Raw genomic sequence first — 19,407 nt, 5'->3', positions numbered from 1 at the left:
GGATGATCACTCGAACGCCTCTTCCTGTGAACTCTCACGCTTCCGCTCGTTCGCGATCCAGTGGTCAATGGCTTTGTTCGCTGCAGCCAGCCAGGTATCGACTTCGGCGTCCCTAATATCCGCGAGTCCCGCGAGCTTCGTCTTCCTCAGCTCAAGTATCGTCGAGAGTGGGCCCCAGCCGCCGTCCGGATGGATGCGGGAATGGAAATCACCAAGGAAGGCGGCCTTGTTTGGCGCATGCTGCAACAAGACGATAAATTGCTCGGATAGACCGGTGACTTCGTCGAGGTTCCCGAGCTTGAATATTGGAAAAGCGCGCCCAAGATTTGGGTAGCGCCGCTCGGGCGCAATATTCGCCCAATCGACTAGTATCGACATCTCAACAGCAGCCAGCGGTGACAGTTGGTTGGCGTGGGTGTCGAACATATCTTCGACCAAGTCGCCGTCCTCAGGATCCACTAGGCAGTCAAGTGCTACGACCGGTTGCACTTTGAACATCGCCGAGAGCATGAAGTGAGCGTCGAATGCGTAAATCTCGTACGCCCTCACCGTCTTGAGAATGCGCTGACAAAGTCGTCGAGCCGCGTCTGCTGCGTCGACTCCTTTGAAACACAGTTCGACTAGGCTGCCGAGATGATGGTCGCGCGACTGCCTTTCCTGGCCAAAGCCGCGCTCCGTTAGGAGTTGCCGCCCATAGTCTACCAAAGCTTTTGGGGGAGGCTCCTTGTCTTTGGTGAAGGCAAGATGGAGATAAACAATATCCAATGCGACACCGAGACCGTTGTCCAACCTTGTGATCGCGTCGAGCAGTTGGATGAAATTCTCTGCTTCAGTGCGATCAACCACTCCGCCCCGTAGGCTGTAGAAATTTGAAGCTTGGACCGGCCCACCATCGGCTAGCCGGCGAAGGCGATCAAGGCCGTCCCCGTCGAGGCCGACGTGAGACTGGAGATATGGAAGACAGGGGCGCATCACGTCATCCTGCATCGCTGCCTCAAGAAACCTTGAGACGATCGCCGGCTCTGTGGTTTTCAATTGCGTGACGAAACCACCCATCACCGCGGCGTTGCGGTTTGCGGGGGCGACCTTGCGATATGCGTCTGTGAGCATAGCCCAAGCTGTCTCGACGTCGGATGTTCCCTGTGCGAGACCTTGTCCAAACTCAAACGCGCGAGCCGCCTGCTGCGCCGAGACTTCCGCAAGAAATGCAGCAAGCTCTTCGTCGTCTGCAGCCATGGCTTTGCCGAGGTCAACGGTTTGCGAGGATGCTCGCTGGTGGGCCTTCATCGGGTCGGAGTCCCCGTCATCTGCGACATCGAAGTCGACATTGTGTTGTGAGAGGACTAATGCTCGGGTGCGGTCGAGCAAGCGTGTCGGCTTCAGTCGCTCGATAAGTGCCTCTAGGCGTGGTCGGTCGACGTGCTTACCATCGCCATCCCATCGCAGTGATGCGCGCAAGCCGATCCAGCCGTCTATCCAAGCGCCATCTTTCAGGAAGTAGTCAGCGGCGGATTCGATGTGCGAGCGGCAGCCCTCTATCCGCCAAAGTCCCCGCGCGTGCTTGCCGAGCAACACCCTGGCATTGTTGCTGCTACCAAGAGCGTAGAGCGCAAGGTCGATCGCACCATTGAACCAAGCATCGACGTCATTATCCGTTGCTGGCCTCCAACCGAAATCGCGAGGCCGCGCGCCGAAGTCGAATGTCGTGCTCGAACTGAAGTGCGAAGTCTTCAAAAGACCGTTGAGGGCGATACGGCCCACCGACGCAATGGTGGGATTGCTGTCGAGGAGAAGAGTGCGGGCCAGCTCGCGGCGTTGGTCCGGTGATGCTTTGGTTCCCGAAAGGTGGATGTGGAAAAGTTCGGCAAATGGCCCGCGCGCGGGATCGGTGTTGAAGCCGTCGGGTTCGACGCTCGCGAATTGCGCTAGCATCCGCCCGGTCCTTTCAAATAGTTCCGGCGTGTAGGCCATCACCTTCAGTAGTCGGATCCACCTGAAGCGCACCCGATTTGCCAGTGCCGTCACCTGCTGACCGTCCTCTTCAGCCAGCACGTGTTCCATCGCCGCGAGGACTACATCAGGGGATGCCGGTGCGAGGTTCGTTAGAATCTCGAAGCCAATGTCTCCGAGATCAAAGATGTTGCCAATTGGCCCCGTCGGCTTGAGCAATCGGCTGACGATCGCGCGGGCTTCGGCACTGTCGTGAAGATATCCCAGTCGACGTGAGATGGATTTGATCAGTCGAAGAGATGCCGTGCGGCAAAGAGTGTCAAACTCGTTCGGTAGGACCCGTGTCAGCGCACCTGCCGCAAGTCTTGTCGCGATCGCCTGTGGTAGGACGGCGCGCCATCTGCCGCGTACCTGGACAATGTCGCGCGAGCGAAGCACCGCGGTTGCCGCAAACAAGTCTTTCACGCTCCTTGCGGTGAGCGAGGCGAGCCTCGCCATCTCTCCGCTAGGCGAGTCGTCCTCGCCGTCATACGAGTAGGTGAGGGCAAGAATCTCAGCATCGCGCAGAAGTTGCTGGTCGGGTTCGTTGCGTTGAAAGAACAGGCGCGCGAATAGGTCTAGATTGCGAAGTTGCCCCAGAGTCTCCCCATGCTTGAGCGTCTCAGCCAAGGCGCGTGCGACACGAAAATTCCCGGTACTGAACTCGGCAATCTTCCACCTATCGATTTGTGAGATGTGCGGGAATTCGCGGCGAATCCACTCTTCGACGGTTTTGCCCGACCCGCCGACGAGGCGGAAGACCTCCGTGCTCTCCGGCTCGTCGTCCTTAACATCGTATTCAATAGTTAGCAGGCTCACCGAACTATTTGCGGCCGAGCAAATAGCAGCAAGCTCCCCGTGTGTGGTGGGATTGCAGTTGTCGATGACGAGAATCGCTCGCTGTTTGGCGGCGATCAGTCGCCGTGCCATCTCACGCGCAGTCGGCGTGATGTCCTCCGCGTAATCCGTGTAGACCGCAAGTGCAGGATCAAGCGGAGATGCGTCGCCGATGCCGGATTCGAAAAGCGCTTTCACGAAGCGTGTCTTGCCGACGCCTGACATTCCAATCAGCCGAATGCAGTGCTGGGGTTTATCAAGCTTGGCGCGCAGCGTATCGAGTCCCTGCGGCACTGACATTGCATCGCGCCCCCCTGTCTGCTCGCTGATAACCTTCGCATCTTCACTGACGAGGTAAGGATGCTCTTGGGAGATCTCTGAATCCTTCCAAGTGCCGATCACATTCCAGCCCGAAAGCGTCTTGCCGATACACGCGCGGACCCATGCCGCCGCGCCGGGGTAGAGATTGGTCCAATTTGCTAAGCGTTCGCGATCATAGAAATCGGTATGAAGATTTTCGCGATTTGGGCAATCCGCTAGCGCACTGCGAATCGCCTTTCGGCGACTTTTGAGAGGCTTGTCTGCCACAGAACCTTGCGCGCTAACTATAATATAGGCGCCGCCACGTTCTGCGAGTTGCCTGATGGAAGGACGTAAGGAGTTCGAAGGTCGCATCTCTTTGGTGATCTCAGAGGCGGGCATGTCGGGCCGCTTGACCTGGAAGCCAGTCACGGCTCGGGGCACAAAGTCGGCATTGGGCATGCTCGCGGTAACCTCGACACGTACGTCAATTCCGCCGTCGGTGGCATCTTGGTGGCCACCTGCGGTGACGCTTGAGCGTGGCAACCCCTGGGCAGCGAGTTCGGCGAGCGCCAAGCGCACAACAAGCGTGCGGAGGTCGGCATCGCCAAGCTTATCAATGTCGTCACCGATGATTTCGAACATCCAGACAGCGTAGCCCTTGCATTGGCAATCGTGAAGATTTTACCGCAAACCAGAGAAGTCGATGTTCAAGCGGCTGTCGAATTTCACTCTTGCAGATAATATTCGGCATCATCCAAAGTCACCTAAAGATCAAAGGCACCCATGGACAACCGCGCAGGCGAGATGTTGGTGTTTGTCCGGGTCGTGGAGGCGGGGAGCTTCTCCGAGGCGGCGCGGGCGATGATGATGACGCCGTCGACGGTCTCGAAGCTGATCGCGCGGCTGGAGGCTCGCATCGGGGTCCGGCTGATCGAGCGGTCGACGCGGCGGCTCGTGCTCACCAGCGAGGGGCAGTTCTACTACGAGCGCAGCCGGTCGCTGGTCTCCCAGATCGACGAGACCGAGCAGCTTCTGGCGCAGGGGAATGCCAAGCCCGAGGGGCTCATCCGCGTCAGCTCCTCCGTGACCTTCGGGTCGGCCGCCCTGGAGCCCGTTCTCGCTTCCTTCCTGGAGGCCTATCCCGGCGTCGTCGTCGACCTGTCGCTGTCCGACGAGATGGTCGATCTCTATCTCGACCGCACCGATGTCGCGATCCGCGTCGGCTCGCTGCCGGATTCGACCCTGATGGCGCGCAAGATCGGCGAGACGCGGCGCTGCATCGTGGCGTCGCCGGCCTATCTGGAGCGACGGGGAACGCCGCGCACGCCGGAGGATTTGGGCGTGCACAATTGCCTAGGCTTCAACTTCCGCCGCTCCCAGCCGGTCTGGCCGATGCGGGAGGGCGGCCGCATCGTCGAGCGCATGCTGAGCGGGTCGCTGCTGGCCAACAACGCCGAGACCCTGCGCCGGATGGCCATCGCCGGCGTCGGCATCGCGCGGGTCGCCGAATATCATCTGCGCGAAGCGATCGACCGCGGCGAGCTGGTCGAGGTTCTGGCCGACCATGGTCTCGAAACCTGGGACGAGATCCATGCGGTGTATCGGGGCGGCCAGTTGCTGCCGGCCCGGGTGAAGGTGTTCTTGGACTTCGCCGTGCCCCGGATGGCGAAGTTTCTGGCGGCCACCAGCTCGCGCGGCCGCGCCGCCGGTCAGTCGACGAACCAGGCCTCGACCTGAGCCGCGTTGGCCGCCATCCACGCCGCCGCGGCTTCGCGCGGTGTCTTGCCGCCCGCGTTCACCTGCCAGTCCATCTCGGTCACCGCGTCAATGCCCAGCGACAGGCGGGCCAGCACGGTGCGGGTGCGGGCGGGCAGGGCCTGCCAGCGCGCCTCCGGGGCGACCAGGCTCGCGTGGTTCTTGCCGCCCAGGATGCCCTTGGGATCGCCGAGCGGGCGGAGCTTGCCGTCGCGGTTGAGGTATTGCGGCGCCCAGGTCGGGAACACGACCCAGGCGTTCGCGGCCCGCGCCGCTTCATAGGCCTGTATCCATTGGGCCTGCGTGCCGGGCGTGAAGCTGTAGCCCAGCGGTTCGAGCCCGTAGGCCGGCAGCGCGGCCTTCGTGAGCTGTGAGATGGCCGCTCCGGCGCCGATGCCCTGGATGCCCTTGGTGAAGCGGTTGGCGATCTCAGGCTTGGCGAGGTCCGCCATCGTGCGGACGGCGTCGGCGGGCACATAGTCCGGCACGCCCCAGAAGAAATGGGCGCCCTCGTAGAGCCGGGCCACCTCGCGCGCCGAGCCGCCGTAGCGGCGCCAGTAGTCGGCATGGCCCTCCGGCAGCCAGGCGGCGGCCATCAGGTCGATCTCGCCGCTGGCGAGCAGGGGGAACATCTGCTCGTGCAGGCCCTCGCGCACCGTCACCTTGTGGCCGAGCCGTTCGAGCACCTGATGCACGACGGCGCCAGTCACGGCGTAGAAGCTGAGGGACACCTGGCCCAGGGTCACGGGCCCGGGGTTGCTGCGTTCCGCGAGAGCGGGAGCCGCGAGGGTGGCGAGGCCGGCCGTCAGGACCGTTCGACGCGAGAGGGACAAAGCGCGCATGACTTTTCTCCGGGGGAAAGGGCTTTAGCCGGCGATGGGCAGCGGCGCGGCCGGATCGACCAGACCGCCGTCGCGCAGCTCCCGCCAGAAGGCGGCGGGAATCTTCTCCGCCAGCGCCGCGCTGTCCTCGGCGATGCGGCTGGGCTGGCTGGCGCCGGGAATGACCGCGCCGACCGCCGGATGGGCGAGCGAGAATTGCAGGCCGGCCGCCTTCATCGAGATGCCGTGGCGATCGGCGATCGCCTTGATGGCCGCCACCTTCGCGAGGATCGCCGGAGTCGCCGGCGCATATTCGAAGTTCGGCCCCCCGACCAGCGCACCGGAGCTGTAGGGGCCGCCGACGACGATGCCCAGGCCACGCTCCGCGACCATCGGCAGGGTACGTTGCAGCGCGTGGCTGTGGTCGAGCAGCGTGTAGCGGCCGGCGAGCAGGAAGGCGTCCGGCCGCGGCTCCTCGAGGGCGAGCAGCAGCTCGATCGGCTCGACCTTGTTAACGCCGAGGCCCCAGGCCTTGATGACGCCCTCGTCGCGCATCCGGTCGAGCGCCCGGAAGGCGCCCTTGCGCGCGCTCTCGAACACGCCCAGCCATTCGTCGCGATAAAAGTCCTGGGCGACGTCGTGCACGAAGGCGATGTCGATGTGATCGGTACCCAACCGCTTCAGGCTGTCCTCGATCGAGCGATAGGTCGCGTCCTCGGAATAGTCGTTCACGACCCTGTTGGGGCGGCCGTGCTTGAAGACGTCGCCCTTTTCGCCGAGGTCGCGCGCCGAGACGTCCTCGACCTCGTCGAGGATGATCCGGCCGACCTTGGTGCTGATCACATACTGGTCGCGCGGCTTGCCGCGGAGTGCAGCGCCCATGCGGATCTCGGCCAGGCCCGCGCCATAGAAAGGCGCCGTGTCGAAATAGCGGATCCCGTCGGCCCAGGCGGCTTCGACGGTGGCCTGCGCTTCTTCCTCGGGGATGGCGCGGAACATGTTGCCGAGGGGCGCGGCGCCGAAGCCGAGCTTGCTGGGAAGAATGTCGGTGAGTTTCACGCCTTACTCCTGTTTCGTCGAACCGGCGCGACTGACCGCGCCACTCCCGACGAAATAGGCACTCCCTCCGCCGGGCAGTAGCCAGCGGAAGGTCGAAGGATCTGTGAATTCCGTTCACAGACCGGCCGGGGGCTCCCTGGCCCGGTTGGAGAAGTCCGGTCAGAGAATGAAGTCGCCGGCGACGAACGCGATGTTGCCCTTCACCAGGATGCTGAAATCGGCCACGGCATCGCCGTTGATGTCGCCCGATACCAGCGTATTGGCGCCGCTCGTGGAGGCGCGCAATTCGCCCGAGGTGCCGGAGAAGGCCGCGTTCGAGATGAAGGTGAAGGTCTGATTGCCGGCGGCGGTCGTGCTGGCATCTATGGTGACGAGGTCGATCCGGTCGCCCTCGGCCTGGCTGAAGTCGGCGACGAGGTCGCGGCCCGCGGCGGCCACGGTGCTGTCGGCCACCGAGTCGAAATCGAACGTGTCCGCGCCCAATCCGCCCTCGAGGCGGTCCGAACCGAGGCCGCCGTTCAGTTTGTCGGTGCCGCCGCCGCCCGTCAGGTTGTCGTCACCGTCGCTGCCGGTCAGCGTGTTGTTGGCGTCGTTTCCGGTGATCTTGTTGGCCAGCGCGTTGCCGGTGCCGTTGATGTTCGACGCGCCGGTCAAGGTCAGGTTCTCGACGTCGCCCAGCACCTGGGTGCCGGGCACCAGGCTGAGCGTCCGGCTGCTGGAAATGGTGTCGATGCCGTTGCCGCCGGTCTCGTCGGCCACATCGCCGGCATTGTCGATGACGTAGGTGTCGTCGCCCAGCCCGCCGACCATGCTGTCCGCGCCGCCGCCGCCGTCGATCGTGTCGTCGCCGGCGCCGCCGTCGATGAAGTTCGCGCCCGACGTGCCGGTGAGGCTGTCGTCGCCGATGCCGGAGATCAGGTTCGCCATGTTGATGAAGGATTCGCCGGAGAACCGGGTCAGGCCGGTATCCAGGTTCACCGAGTAGTTGCCGGTGAAGGCGGTGGTGTCGAGCGTATCGACGCCGGCGCCGCCGTTGATCGTCTCGCGCGTGCCGACCGCGGCGAAGATGTAGTCGTCGCCATCGCCGCCGTTCAGCGTGTCGATGCCGTCGCCACCGTTGATCGTGTCGTTGCCGTCGCCGCCGCTGATCAGGTTCGCGCCGGACGTGCCGGTGAGGCTGTCGTTGCCGCTGCCGGAGATCAGCTTCTCCATGTTGACGAAGGACTCGCCCGCGAAATTGGTCAGGCCGGTCGCGAGATTGACGACGTAGTTGCCGGTGAAGGCGGTGGTGTCGAGCGTGTCGATGCCGGCGCCGCCATCGATCGATTCCGGCGTTCCGAGCACGGCGAAGATGTAGTCGTTGCCGTTGCCGCCGAGGGAAGTATCCGCGCCGCCGCCGCCATTGATGGTGTCGTTGCCGTTGCCACCGCTGATGCGGTTCGCACTCCCCGTGCCGGTCAGGCTGTCGTTGCCGTTGCCGGAGGAAATGTTCTCCATGTTGATGAAGGACTCGCCCGCGAAGCTCGTCAGGCCGGTGGCCAGGTTGACCGTGTAGTTGCCGGCAAAGGAGGTAGTGTCGAGCGTGTCGATGCCGGCGCCGCCGTCGATCGTCTCGGTCGTGCTGGTCCCGGCAAAGATATAGTCGTTGCCGTTGCCGCCGAAGGCGGTGTCGGCCTTGCCGGCGCCGTTGATCGTGTCGTTGCCGTCGCCACCGTTGATGAGGTTCGCGCCGGCGGTGCCGGTCAGGCTGTCGTCGCCGGAACCCGCGATCAGGTTCTCCATGTTGACGAAGGATTCGCCCGCGAAGTTGGTCAGGCCCGTCGCCAGGTTGACGACGTAGTTGCCGGTGAAGCGGGTGGTGTCGAGCGTGTCGTTACCGATGCCGCCGTCGATCGACTCCGGCGTGCCGAGGACGGCGAAGATGTAGTCGTCGCCGCTGCCGCCGAAGGACGAATCTGCGCCACCGCCGCCATCGATGGTGTCATTGCCGTTGCCGCCATTGATGCTGTCGTTGCCGGTGCCACCGTTGATGGAGTTCGCGCCGGCGGTGCCGGTGAGCGTGTCGTTGCCGGAGCCAGCGATCAGGTTCTCCATGTTGATGAAGGATTCGCCCGCGAAATTGGTCAGACCGGTTGCCAGGTTGACCACGTAGTTGCCGGTGAAGGCGGTGGTGTCGAGCGTATCGGTCCCGTCACCGCCGTCGATCAATTCCGGCGTGCCGAGCACGGCAAAGATGTAGTCGTTTCCGTCGCCGCCGAAGGACGTGTCCGCGCCGCTGCCGCCATTGATGGTGTCGTCGCCGTCGCCGCCGCTGATGCGGTTCGCGCCGGCCGTGCCGGTCAGGCTGTCGTTGCCGCTGCCGGAAATCAGGTTCTCCATGTTGGTGAAGGATTCACCGGCGAAGTTGGTCAGGCCGGTCGCAAGGTTGACGACGTAATTGCCGGTGAACGGCGTGGTGTCGAGCGTGTCATTGCCAGCGCCACCGTCGATCGACTCGGGCGTGCCGAGGACGGCGAAGATGTAGTCGTCGCCGTTGCCGCCGAACGAGGTGTCCGCGCCGCCGCCACCGTTGATCGTGTCGTCGCCTTCGCCGCCGGAGATGCGGTTCGCGGCCCCCGTACCGGTAAGGCTGTCATCGCCGGCACCGGAGATCAGGTTCTCCATGTTGGTGAAGGATTCACCGGCGAAGTTGGTCAGGCCGGTCGCGAGGTTGACGACGTAGTTGCCGGTGAAGGGGGTGGTGTCGAGCGTGTCGTTGCCGGTACCGCCGTCGATCGACTCGGGCGTGCCGAGGACGGCGAAAATATAGTCGTCGCCGGCGCCGCCGAACGAACTGTCGGATCCGCCGCCGCCGTTGATCGTGTCGTTGCCATCGCCGCCGATGATGAAATCGGCAGAGGTCGACGGAAATCCGCCTGACACACCGGACGAGATGACCGATGGGGTGATGATGTCGTTGTTCGAGGTCCCAACGATGGTCGCCATGCGCCGTCTCCCCGTGGTTCGCGTCCAGCCCTAAGTCAGATCGTGATGTCCTCGTCCGATCGCGTTGGCAGAAGCGTCAGCAACGCGATGCCTCAGATAGTAAATTCCGTGTACGGTACTATCGCGCAGAGGCCGTGAATGTAGTTGAAACCGGAAACAGCCGGAAGACTGCGGCGCGTTCGGAAGGCGGCCATTCTGTGACTTATGTGTGACCTTCCCCGCGGGCAGGGAACGAGATCATTCCAGCCGGGATTTTGCCGGCAGCCACCCGTTCATGAACGCGCACCATTTCGGAAACGTTCGTGTCTGGAAATCATAGTCGGCCAGGATTCTTTTACGCGCGGCCGTTCCGATCGATCGGAAGTTCGACTTGTCGGCGAGGACGTCGGCAATCCGCTCCGCCAGTTGCGTCGGCTGGAAGAAATCGACCAGCAATCCCGTCTTGCCGTCCGTCATGATCTCGCGAACCGGGTCGACGTTGCTCGCCACGATCGTCTTCTCCAGCGCCATCGCTTCCAACAGCGACCAGGAGGGCACGAAGGGGACGGTGAGGTAGACGTGGCAGCGGGCGAGCTTCAGCAGCTTGATCAGCTTCGCGTAGGGGATCTGGCCGAGGAAATCGACGCGGGACCAATCGACCGAGTCGCCAAGCTCCTTGGTCAGCCAGTCGCGAAACGTGTGTCCCTTGGCAAGCCTGCGTCCGTAAGAGACGTCGTTCCCGCCGACGATCGCAACCCGCGCCTTCGGCCGCAGCGCCTGCAACCGCGGCAGCGATCGCATAAAGGTGTGGAAGCCGCGCGCCGGCTCGAGGTTGCGGGCGACGTAGGTCACGATCTCCTCGCCGCGCGCGAACTTCGTCGCGGGAAATTCGACGGTGAAATCGCTCTCGTGATCGGGGATCAGGCGGTCGGTACGGACGCCCTCGTGAACCACGGCGAGCCTGTCGCGCATTGACGGCGGGTGCGTGCTCTTCTGCCACTCGGTGGCGGTGAGGCCGAAGTCGCAGCGTTCGAAGGTCAGGTGATTGATGGCATTGTTCGCGAACAGGCGGGGCCCGATGTCGCCGGGCTCGGGAAACTCCGGATCGAAGCCGACCAGGCCGCCTTTGGCGATGAAATAGTATTCGAAGTAGCCGATCAGGGGAGAGTCGGGCCAGGTCTCCTTGAGATAGAGCAGCTCTCCCCAGTTGGCATGCCCGATCATGAGGTCGGGCTTGAAGCCGTTCTGCTTCAGCACCTTGCAGGCATCGCCGGCGCCGATCGCATTGCCGATCGATTCCTCGAACCACACTGAATATTTCCACGCATCCTTGGCCGGCTTGTGAGCCGATTCGTAGACCGCGATCATGTGGTCCTTGGCCTGGGGCAACTTCTTCTGCTGCGTCAGGAACGCGATGCGGTGCCGGCCGGTCGCGGCGAGCTTCGGAACGATCTCCCGGAACTGGCCGGGATAGTTCTGATGAACAAACAGGATGTCCATCAGTTGAGCCTGTCAGGCTTTTCCGGACACGGCTACTCCGCAGATCTTTGGGACATGGTCAGAAAAAAGCCGCCCCGGTTTCCCGGAGCGGCTTCTTTGCCTGTCTCGCGCCGTCTTTAGAGCGCGGCGAGGGCGTCGTTCAGCGTCTTGCTCGGGCGCATGCCGGCGTCGGTCTTGGCTTGGTCGGGCAGGTAGTAGCCGCCGGTGTCGACCGGCTTGCCCTGCGCGGCGATCAGCTCGGCGTCGATCTTGGCCTCGTTCTCTTCCAGCGTCTTCGCCAGCGGCTTGAAGCGGGCCGACAGCGACGTGCTGTTGTCACGGCGGGCCAGCGCCTGGGCCCAGTAGAGGGCCAGGTAGAAGTGGCTGCCGCGGTTGTCGAGCTCGCCGACCTTGCGGGCGGGGGAGCGGTTGTTGTCGAGGATCTTGCCGTTGGCCTCGTCGAGCGTCTCGGCCAGGACCTTCACGTCCTCGTTGCCGGTCGTCTGCGCCAGATGCTCCAGCGAGGCGCCCAATGCCAGGAACTCGCCCAGCGAATCCCAGCGCAGGTAACCCTCGTGCTGGAACTGCTCGACATGCTTGGGCGCCGAGCCGCCGGCGCCGGTCTCGAACAGACCGCCGCCCTGCAGCAGCGGCACGATCGACAGCATCTTGGCCGAGGTGCCCAGCTCCATGATCGGGAACAGGTCGGTCAGGTAGTCGCGCAGCACGTTGCCGGTGACCGAGATCGTGTCCTGGCCCTGGCGGATGCGGTCGAGCGAGAACTTCGTCGCCTCGACCGGCGGCAGGATGCGGATGTCGAGACCCTTGGTGTCCTCGTCCTTTAGGTACTTCTCGACCTTCTTGATGAGTTCCGCGTCATGGCCGCGCTTGGCATCGAGCCAGAACACCGCCGGGGCGTTGGTGAGCCGCGAGCGGCGCACGCCGAGCTTGACCCAGTCGCGGATCGGCTCGTCCTTGACCTGGCACATGCGGAAGACGTCGCCTTGCTCGACCTTCTGCTCCATCAGGACCTTGCCGTCCTCGGCGACGACGCGGACGGTGCCGGCCGTGGCGAGTTCGAAGGTCTTGTCGTGGCTGCCGTATTCCTCGGCCTGCTGGGCCATCAGGCCGACGTTCGGCACCGAGCCCATCGTCTTCGGATCGAAGGCGCCATGCGCCTTGCAGTCGTCGATGACGGCCTGGAACAAGGTCGAGTAGCAGCGATCGGGGATCGCGGCGATGACGTCGTGCAGCTTGCCGTCGGCACCCCACATCTTGCCCGACTCGCGGATCATCGCCGGCATCGAGGCGTCGATGATGACGTCGCTGGGAACGTGAAGGTTGGTGATGCCCTTGTCGGAGTTCACCATCGCGAGGCCCGGGCGCTTGGCGTACTCGGCCTGGATGTCGGCCTTGATCGCGGCCTTCTCGGCCTCGGGCAGGGTCTCGATGCGGGCCAGCATGTCGCCGAGGCCGGTGTCGGGATCGACGCCCAGCTTCTTCAGCGTCGCGCCGTGCTTGGCGAAGACGTCAGCGAAGAACACCGAGAGGCAGTGGCCGAACAGGATGGGATCGGAGATCTTCATCATGGTCGTCTTGACGTGCAGCGAGAACAGGATGCCTTCCTTCTTCGCCGCCTCGATCGCCGAAGCGTAGAAGGCGTTCAGCGCCTTGGCGCTCATCACCGAGCAGTCGATGATCTCGCCGGCCTTCAGCGGAATCTTGGGCTTCAGCACCGTGGTCGTGCCATCGGCGGCGACCAGCTCGATGCGGGCGTTGGTCGGCGCCGCCATCGTCGTGGCGACTTCAGATCCATAGAAGTCGTTGCCCGTCATGTGGGCGACGCGCGTCTTCGAGTCCTTGCTCCAGGCGCCCATCTTGTGCGGATGATTGCGCGCATACTGCTTCACGGCGCCGGCGGCGCGGCGATCGGAATTGCCCTCGCGCAGGACCGGGTTCACGGCGCTGCCCAGCACCTTGCCGTAGCGGGCGCGGATTTCCTTGTCGGCCGGCGTCGCGTCGGTGTCGGGGTAGTTGGGAATGTCGTAGCCCTTGCCCTGCAGCTCCTTGATCGCGGCCTTCAGCTGCGGGATCGAGGCGGAGATGTTGGGGAGCTTGATGATGTTGGCTTCCGGCTTCATCGCCAGCTTGCCGAGTTCGGCGAGCTCGTCGGGGATCTTCTGGCCGGGCTTCAGCTTGTCGGGGAAGTTGGCGATGATGCGACCGGTCAGCGAAATGTCCGCCAGCTTCATCTTTACGCCGGCCGTGGCAACGAAGGCCTGGACGATCGGGAGCAGGGAAAACGTCGCAAGCCCGGGGGCCTCATCGACCTTCGTCCAGACGATTTCGAGATCTGACATACCTGCACCTCCGTGCGCCGCTTTGGGGTCGGCTGGGTTGATCGATAGCTGAATTTGGCCCGTCTTGTTGCACCACCGGGCGGGTAAACGCAACGCTCGGCGCGGCGCCTCAGCGACCGTGCAAGCGGGTGTTTTGGCGCAGTCCGGGGCGCCTAACGGCGGCGTATCAGGCGGAGGCGACTGCCGGACAGGCGGAGCAGGGCGCGGCCGACGATCTCGCTCTCGGACGCGTGGCCGAGATCTATGGCGGGAGCAGAGGCGGGGCCGTCTCCGGACAGGCCGAATCGTCCGGCCCCGTCGCGCGCGCCCAGTCGCTTGATCAGCATCGGTCCGTCGCCGCGGCGGATGCAGGCCACGTCACCGGGCCGCGGCCGGCGGAACCGGCCGTAGCGTTTCAGCAGGACATGATCGCCGTCGTCGAGTGTGGGGATCATGCTGCGGCCGCGCACGCGGATGATGCGCCAGCCGAACCAGCCTCGGCGAGCTCTCTCAGAGGACGGGATAGACGACCTCGATGTTCGGCGGATAGGGGCAGGGCTTGCGCACGGTCTTGATGTCCTTGGTCGCCCAGTAGATCTCGGCGAAGCGGTTCACGAGGTCGACCAGCTTCAGCCCGTCGGCGCGATGGACATCCTGCTTGCAGGCGCTGCCGGCCAGCATGATCTTGTGCGCGAGGTCGTGGATCTCCGGATACTTCTCGATCTGCGGCGCCTTGAAGTAGTCGCCCCAGATGATGCGGACCTCCTGCTTCACCTTCTCCGCTTCCTTCTCCTTCATCGCGACGTTGCGCGCGATCGTGTTCTGCTTCGACACCGGATCGACGTCGGTCTTGGCGGCAACCTCGTGGAGGATGTCCATCATGCGCACCACCGAAACGGCGGCGATCAGGGCCGGGGCGGTGTCGTAGATGCGGCAGGGAATGTCGCAATGGGCGTGGGCTTCCTCGATGCCGGGCACGCGGTCGAGCAGCTTCTGAATGGAAATCATCGAACGGTCCTTCACTCTCAATGTTGGTTGGTGTTTCGGGCGATGTATCGAAGTGCGACGTCCTTCACCTGCAGGGCCTCGCGCTCCGTGCGCGCCTGCGGCCAGCCGGCGCGCGGGAGCTTGTCGAGCAGTTCGGCGACCAGCGATCGCAGCTGGCGGAAGCATTGGTCGCGGACGTCCTGTTTCGTCTCCCTGGCCTCGATGACTGCGCATAGGCGCCGGCGGAGCGCGACCAGGTGGTCGGCGGCGCGGACGGCCTGATCACCTTGCGTCTCTCCGGCAGCGAGCCAGCATTCGACGAGATTGGCGGTGGCGACGACCAGCAGCGGTGCCGGATCGGCGTTCCCGGCGAGCCGTCCTTCGCACCAGGCGTTGAAGATCATGTCCGCTTCCGCGAGTGCCTCGAGGTAGAGGCGCTCGGCCACGTGCCATCGCTTTGCCGCGAAGGCCGCATTGGCGGAGGTCGTCAGTTCCTTCCACGGCCGGTCGTCTCGCCGGAGGGCAGGCTCCGCCTCCGGTGAGGCGGGCAGGGTGGCGTGGAGAAGCGCGGGCTTGGGCGAGCGGGCCATGGGACTGGCTCCCGTCGGCGCCTCAGTGCGTGGTCAACCTGCCGCGGGCGATAAGGCCGATGCCCAGACCGGCGAGCATCCCGGCACCCTGAAGACCGGCCGTCCCAGCGAGGAAGCCGCCGACATAAGCGAGCGAAAGGGCACCCTCCGCTTCGGCGCCATGGGCGTGGCCGTGGAGTAGCGCGGCTGCAGCGACCAGCGGCGCGGCGATCGTCAGCGGCGTGCGAATCCGGAATGCGACAATGGCGCCGAGCCCGACGACCGACAGCGCGATGCCGATCTCGGCGGCCGACGAGGTGATGCCGGACACGCCCGCCAGGCTTCCGACCGTCATGGCTGCGAGGAAGGTCGAGGGCAGCAGCCAGAGCGCCCGGCCGCCGAGCTGCACGGCAAAGAGGCCGACCATGACCATCGCCAGCAGGTGATCGGCACCGGAAAGCGGATGGAGCAGGCCCTGCAGGAAGGTGGCCGTCTCGTCATGGCCGGGATGAGCGAAGGCCATCGAGGGCAGGAGAGCGAGGGTGGCCGAAGCCAAAATGATCCTGGGGCGCATGTGCCGTCTCCGGTGAGGGTGGAGCTGGCTCATGGCTGGCGAGTAATAATTACTCGCACTTATCGGTCAGGCAAATCAAGAGTCAAAGGTCCCTCGCTGCGTTCGGGATGACATTGCTTTCTGCACCGGCGCACTGCGCCGATCTCAACAAAATTGTCATCCCGAACGCAGTGAGGGACCTTTGAACCAAGTGCGACAGCCTTGCTACGCGGCGGTCCGCTTGAGGGCGGCGAGCAGTTCCTTCGCCAGCGGTCCCGCCGAAGCGGGGTTCTGGCCGGTGATGAGGCGGCCATCGACGACGACGTGGGGCTGCCAGTTGGCCACCGACGAGTAGTCGGCGCCTTCGGCCCGCAGCGCGTCCTCAAGCTCATAAGGGACGTCTTCGCGGGCGTAGTCGAATTCTTCCTTGGTCGAGAACGAGGTGAGCTTCTTGCCGCGCACGAACGGCGTGCCGTCGCCCAGGTCCACGCCGAGCAGCGAGCACGGCCCGTGACAGACGGCGCTCACGATCTTGTTGGTGCTCCAGGCGCGCACGACGGCCTTCTGCACTTCGCCATTGCGCGCGATGTCGACCATCGGGCCGAGGCCGCCGGGAATCAGGATGGCGTCGTAGTCCGCGGCGTCCACTTCGGACAGCTTGCGGCTCCGATTGAGACGGCGGAACGCCTTGCTCTCGAAGAATTCCTTCTGGGCGGGATCCTTCTCGTCGTAGGCGTCATAGGGCGTCCATCCGCCGGCCGGCGAGGCGAACTCGATCGCAATGCCTGCCTTGTCGAGCACCTCGAAGGGATGGGCGACCTCGGCGAAGAAGAAGCCGGTCTTGCGATTGTGCGGGCCGATCACGGCAGCGTTGGTGACGATGAAGAGGACGTGCTGGGTCATCGTTTTCTCCTTGGAGGGCTTGGCTTGTTTACCATCGGAGCCGGCATCCCGGAGGATAAGTTAGGTAAATCGCGGCCGTCGGTCGGGAACGGGGAGACAATCAGCCGCAATATTGTCATCGGCCTGTTGCTTGCGTTGCCCGGGCTTTCCCGCCAGCACGTGCGCCATGATTCGCCTCGACAACATCAGCAAGCAGAACGGCCACCAGATCCTGTTCATCGATGCCTCCATGGGCATCCAGAAGGGCGAGAAGGCGGGGCTCGTCGGTCCCAATGGCGCCGGCAAGACGACGCTTTTCCGCATGATTTCGGGGCAGGAGCAGCCAGATGACGGCCAGGTGACGATCGATCCCGGCATGACCATCGGCTATTTCAGCCAGGACGTCGGTGAAATGTCGGGCATGAGCGCCGTCGCCGCGGTGATGGACGGTGTCGGCCCGGTGAGCGCGCTGGCGATCGAGATCGCCCAGCTCGAGGCGGCCATGGCCGACCCGGAGCAGGCCGACAAGATGGACGCGCTCGTCGAACGCTACGGCGAGGTGCAGGGACGTTTCGAGGAGCTCGACGGCTATGCGCTCGACGCGCGGGCGCGCGAGGTGCTGGCGGGTCTCAGCTTCAGCCAGGAGCGGATGGACGGCGATGTCGGTCTCCTCTCGGGCGGCTGGAAGATGAGGGTCGCGCTTGCCCGCATCCTGCTGATGCGTCCCGACGGCATGCTGCTCGACGAGCCCTCCAACCATCTCGATCTCGAAAGCCTGATCTGGCTGGAAGACTTCCTCAAGAAGTACGACGGTGCGCTGCTGATGACCTCGCACGATCGCGAGTTCATGAACCGCATCGTCGGCAAGATCATCGAGATCGACGGCGGTACGCTGATCACCTATTCGGGCAACTTCGATTTCTACGAGCAGCAGCGCGCGCTGGGCGAAAAGCAACGCCAGGCCCAGTTCGAGCGCCAGCAGGCGATGCTCGCCAAGGAGATGAAATTCATCGAGCGCTTCAAGGCGCGCGCGAGCCACGCCGCCCAGGTGCAGAGCCGGGTGAAGAAGCTCGACAAGATCGAGAAGGTGGAGCCGCCGCGGCGTCGCCAGTCCGTGATGTTCGAGTTCCGCACCCCACCGCGCTCGGGCGAGGACGTCGTGAGCTTCAAGAACGTGCACAAGGGCTATGGCGCCCAGCCGATCTATGAGGGGCTCGATTTCCGGCTGCGTCGCCAGGAGCGCTGGTGCGTGCTGGGCGCGAACGGCGCGGGTAAATCCACCTTGCTGAAACTGGTGGCGGGCGAGACCGAGCCGGATCAGGGCGCCGTGAACGTCGGCGCCAGCGTCAAGATGGGCTACTTCGCGCAGCATTCCATGGATCTGCTGGACGGCGACGATACGGTGTTCGAATCGCTGGACGGGTCGTTCCCGCAGGCGGGCACGGGCGCGCTGAAGTCGCTGGCCGGCTGCTTCGGCTTCTCCGGCGACGATGTCGAGAAGCCCTGCCGCGTCCTGTCCGGCGGCGAGAAGGCGCGTCTGGTGATGGCCAAGATGCTGTTCGATCCGCCGAACTTCCTGGTGCTCGACGAGCCGACCAACCATCTCGACATGGCGACCAAGGAGATGCTGGTCGCCGCGCTGGCGGACTTCGAAGGGACCATGCTGTTCGTGAGCCACGATCGCCACTTCCTGGCGGCGCTCTCGAACCGGGTCCTCGAAGTGACGCCCGAGGGCGTTCATCAGTATGGCGGCGGCTACACCGAATACGTGGCGCGGACGGGTCGGGAAGCGCCCGGGCTCCATCCGGGGTGATGCCGGCCTGGCGGGAGGTCCTGACCGACAGCGGCGTCCTCGATCTCCTGGCCGGCTTCGATCCACGGATCGCGGGCACGCTGCCGCTCGGCGTCTCGGTCGCAGGCAGCGACATCGATCTGCTATGTCACGCGCCGGAGCCCAACGACGTCGCCGATCGGCTGTGGCAATCGCGCGACCGGCTTTCCGCGCTGAGCTTGCGACGGTGGATTTCGGGAGGGCGACCGCTCGTCGCGACATTCAATCTCGACGACTGGCCCGTCGAAATATTCGCCAGTCCGGTCGAGGTCGACCTGCAGGAGGGCTGGCGGCATTTCGTTGCCGAACAGCGGCTGCTGGGACTGGCGGGCGTTGCGCTGCGCGAGCGTGTCGTGGATTTGCGACGCGCCGGCGCCAGGACCGAGCCGGCCTTCGCTGCGGCACTTGGACTTGGCGGGGATCCGTATGCCGCGCTTTACCGCCTTTCGCAGGCACCGGACGCCGAATTGAACGAATTGTTGATCGCGGCAGGTTTTTAGCCGGCACGGAATATTCGCGAGGACCTGTCGGTTCCGAGCAGCCTCGTTCGTCGTTCCATCACAAGCCGGCGAGGCCGGCTCGAACAGGAGACTGACGATGCGCGTGATGGTGATCGTGAAGGCGACCGAGGACAGCGAGAAGGGGTTTTTCCCGACGCCCGAGACGGCGGCGATGATGGAAGCCATGGGTAAGTTCAATGACGAACTCGTGAAAGCCGGCATCCTGCGCGATGGCGACGGGCTCAAGCCGACGTCCGAGGGCAAGCGGATCGCCTTCGACGGTCCTGGTCGCACGGTGGTCGACGGGCCGTTTTCGCCGGCTCGCGAGCAGATCGCGGGTTTCTGGCTCTGGGAGGTCAAGGACATGGACGAGGCGGTGGCCTGGGTGAAGCGCTGCCCGAACCCCATGAAAGGCCCGAGCGAGATCGAGATCCGGCCGCTCTACGAGATGGCCGATTTCGCCTGAGCCCTGGAGCCGGTCGTTCCCTTGACGCCCCACAGGGCGTAGAGGGTGCGCTGCAGAGTCGCCGCAATCGCTA

The 19,407-nt window shown here is 64.3% G+C and carries 15 protein-coding genes; 4 read left to right on the top strand and 11 right to left on the bottom strand.

What is annotated here, in order from left to right:
* Nucleotides 1-6 precede the first annotated feature (6 nt).
* Complete coding sequence (locus AC1RP5_RS20765) at nucleotides 7-3,771, bottom strand: hypothetical protein (RefSeq protein ID WP_493113846.1); 3,765 nt, start codon at nucleotides 3,769-3,771, stop codon at nucleotides 7-9.
* Nucleotides 3,772-3,912: 141 nt separating this feature from the next.
* Here AC1RP5_RS20765 and AC1RP5_RS20760 point away from each other — a divergent pair, with 141 nt between their 5' ends.
* Nucleotides 3,913-4,866: a LysR family transcriptional regulator gene (locus AC1RP5_RS20760; protein ID WP_493113845.1), complete on the top strand. Its 954-nt coding sequence runs from the start codon at nucleotides 3,913-3,915 to the stop codon at nucleotides 4,864-4,866.
* On the opposite strand, the gene AC1RP5_RS20755 is transcribed toward AC1RP5_RS20760, so the two are convergent.
* The 10 genes from AC1RP5_RS20755 to AC1RP5_RS20710 all read right to left on the bottom strand — a co-directional run bounded on the left by AC1RP5_RS20755 (nucleotide 4,839) and on the right by AC1RP5_RS20710 (nucleotide 16,558).
* Nucleotides 4,839-5,726, bottom strand: coding sequence for a glycine betaine ABC transporter substrate-binding protein (locus AC1RP5_RS20755; protein WP_493113843.1), 888 nt, complete (start codon nucleotides 5,724-5,726; stop codon nucleotides 4,839-4,841). The two genes, AC1RP5_RS20760 and AC1RP5_RS20755, sit on opposite strands and share 28 nt — an antisense overlap.
* Nucleotides 5,727-5,750: 24 nt before the next feature.
* The gene (locus AC1RP5_RS20750) at nucleotides 5,751-6,764 is read right to left on the bottom strand and encodes an aldo/keto reductase (RefSeq protein ID WP_493113841.1); all 1,014 of its coding nucleotides are present in this window, start codon (nucleotides 6,762-6,764) and stop codon (nucleotides 5,751-5,753) included.
* Between the two features lie 159 nt (nucleotides 6,765-6,923).
* On the bottom strand, nucleotides 6,924-9,749 hold the full coding sequence (locus tag AC1RP5_RS20745; protein ID WP_493113839.1) for a beta strand repeat-containing protein: 2,826 nt from the start codon (nucleotides 9,747-9,749) through the stop codon (nucleotides 6,924-6,926).
* Between the two features lie 237 nt (nucleotides 9,750-9,986).
* A complete protein-coding gene (locus AC1RP5_RS20740; protein ID WP_493113837.1) occupies nucleotides 9,987-11,228 on the bottom strand; it encodes a glycosyltransferase in 1,242 nt (413 codons plus the stop codon).
* 116 nt (nucleotides 11,229-11,344) lie between these two features.
* Nucleotides 11,345-13,567: an NADP-dependent isocitrate dehydrogenase gene (locus AC1RP5_RS20735; RefSeq protein ID WP_493113835.1), complete on the bottom strand. Its 2,223-nt coding sequence runs from the start codon at nucleotides 13,565-13,567 to the stop codon at nucleotides 11,345-11,347.
* 152 nt (nucleotides 13,568-13,719) lie between these two features.
* A complete protein-coding gene (locus AC1RP5_RS20730; protein ID WP_493113833.1) occupies nucleotides 13,720-14,016 on the bottom strand; it encodes a S24/S26 family peptidase in 297 nt (98 codons plus the stop codon).
* 40 nt (nucleotides 14,017-14,056) lie between these two features.
* Nucleotides 14,057-14,554 carry a superoxide dismutase, Ni gene (gene sodN, locus AC1RP5_RS20725; RefSeq protein ID WP_493113832.1) on the bottom strand — a complete coding sequence of 166 codons (498 nt, stop codon included), beginning with the start codon at nucleotides 14,552-14,554 and terminating at the stop codon, nucleotides 14,057-14,059.
* A 17-nt stretch (nucleotides 14,555-14,571) separates the two neighbouring features.
* Nucleotides 14,572-15,123 carry a DUF2753 family protein gene (locus AC1RP5_RS20720; RefSeq protein WP_493113830.1) on the bottom strand — a complete coding sequence of 184 codons (552 nt, stop codon included), beginning with the start codon at nucleotides 15,121-15,123 and terminating at the stop codon, nucleotides 14,572-14,574.
* 22 nt (nucleotides 15,124-15,145) lie between these two features.
* Nucleotides 15,146-15,676, bottom strand: coding sequence for a HupE/UreJ family protein (locus AC1RP5_RS20715; RefSeq protein ID WP_493113829.1), 531 nt, complete (start codon nucleotides 15,674-15,676; stop codon nucleotides 15,146-15,148).
* A gap of 204 nt (nucleotides 15,677-15,880) precedes the next feature.
* Complete coding sequence (locus AC1RP5_RS20710; RefSeq protein WP_493113827.1) at nucleotides 15,881-16,558, bottom strand: type 1 glutamine amidotransferase domain-containing protein; 678 nt, start codon at nucleotides 16,556-16,558, stop codon at nucleotides 15,881-15,883.
* Nucleotides 16,559-16,724: 166 nt separating this feature from the next.
* Between AC1RP5_RS20710 and AC1RP5_RS20705 the strand changes: the two genes are divergently transcribed.
* From AC1RP5_RS20705 to AC1RP5_RS20695, 3 genes are all read left to right on the top strand, one after another.
* Nucleotides 16,725-18,350: an ABC-F family ATP-binding cassette domain-containing protein gene (locus AC1RP5_RS20705; RefSeq protein WP_493113826.1), complete on the top strand. Its 1,626-nt coding sequence runs from the start codon at nucleotides 16,725-16,727 to the stop codon at nucleotides 18,348-18,350.
* The gene (locus AC1RP5_RS20700) at nucleotides 18,350-18,868 is read left to right on the top strand and encodes a DUF4269 domain-containing protein (protein WP_493113825.1); all 519 of its coding nucleotides are present in this window, start codon (nucleotides 18,350-18,352) and stop codon (nucleotides 18,866-18,868) included. Before AC1RP5_RS20705 ends, AC1RP5_RS20700 begins: the two co-directional genes overlap by 1 nt.
* Nucleotides 18,869-18,965: 97 nt before the next feature.
* Complete coding sequence (locus tag AC1RP5_RS20695) at nucleotides 18,966-19,334, top strand: YciI family protein (RefSeq protein ID WP_493113823.1); 369 nt, start codon at nucleotides 18,966-18,968, stop codon at nucleotides 19,332-19,334.
* Nucleotides 19,335-19,407: the final 73 nt, after the last annotated feature.

This window comes from Reyranella sp. GW821-FHT12G01 (genome assembly GCF_058806575.1).
This window is presented reverse-complemented; position numbering and strand designations above follow the sequence as displayed.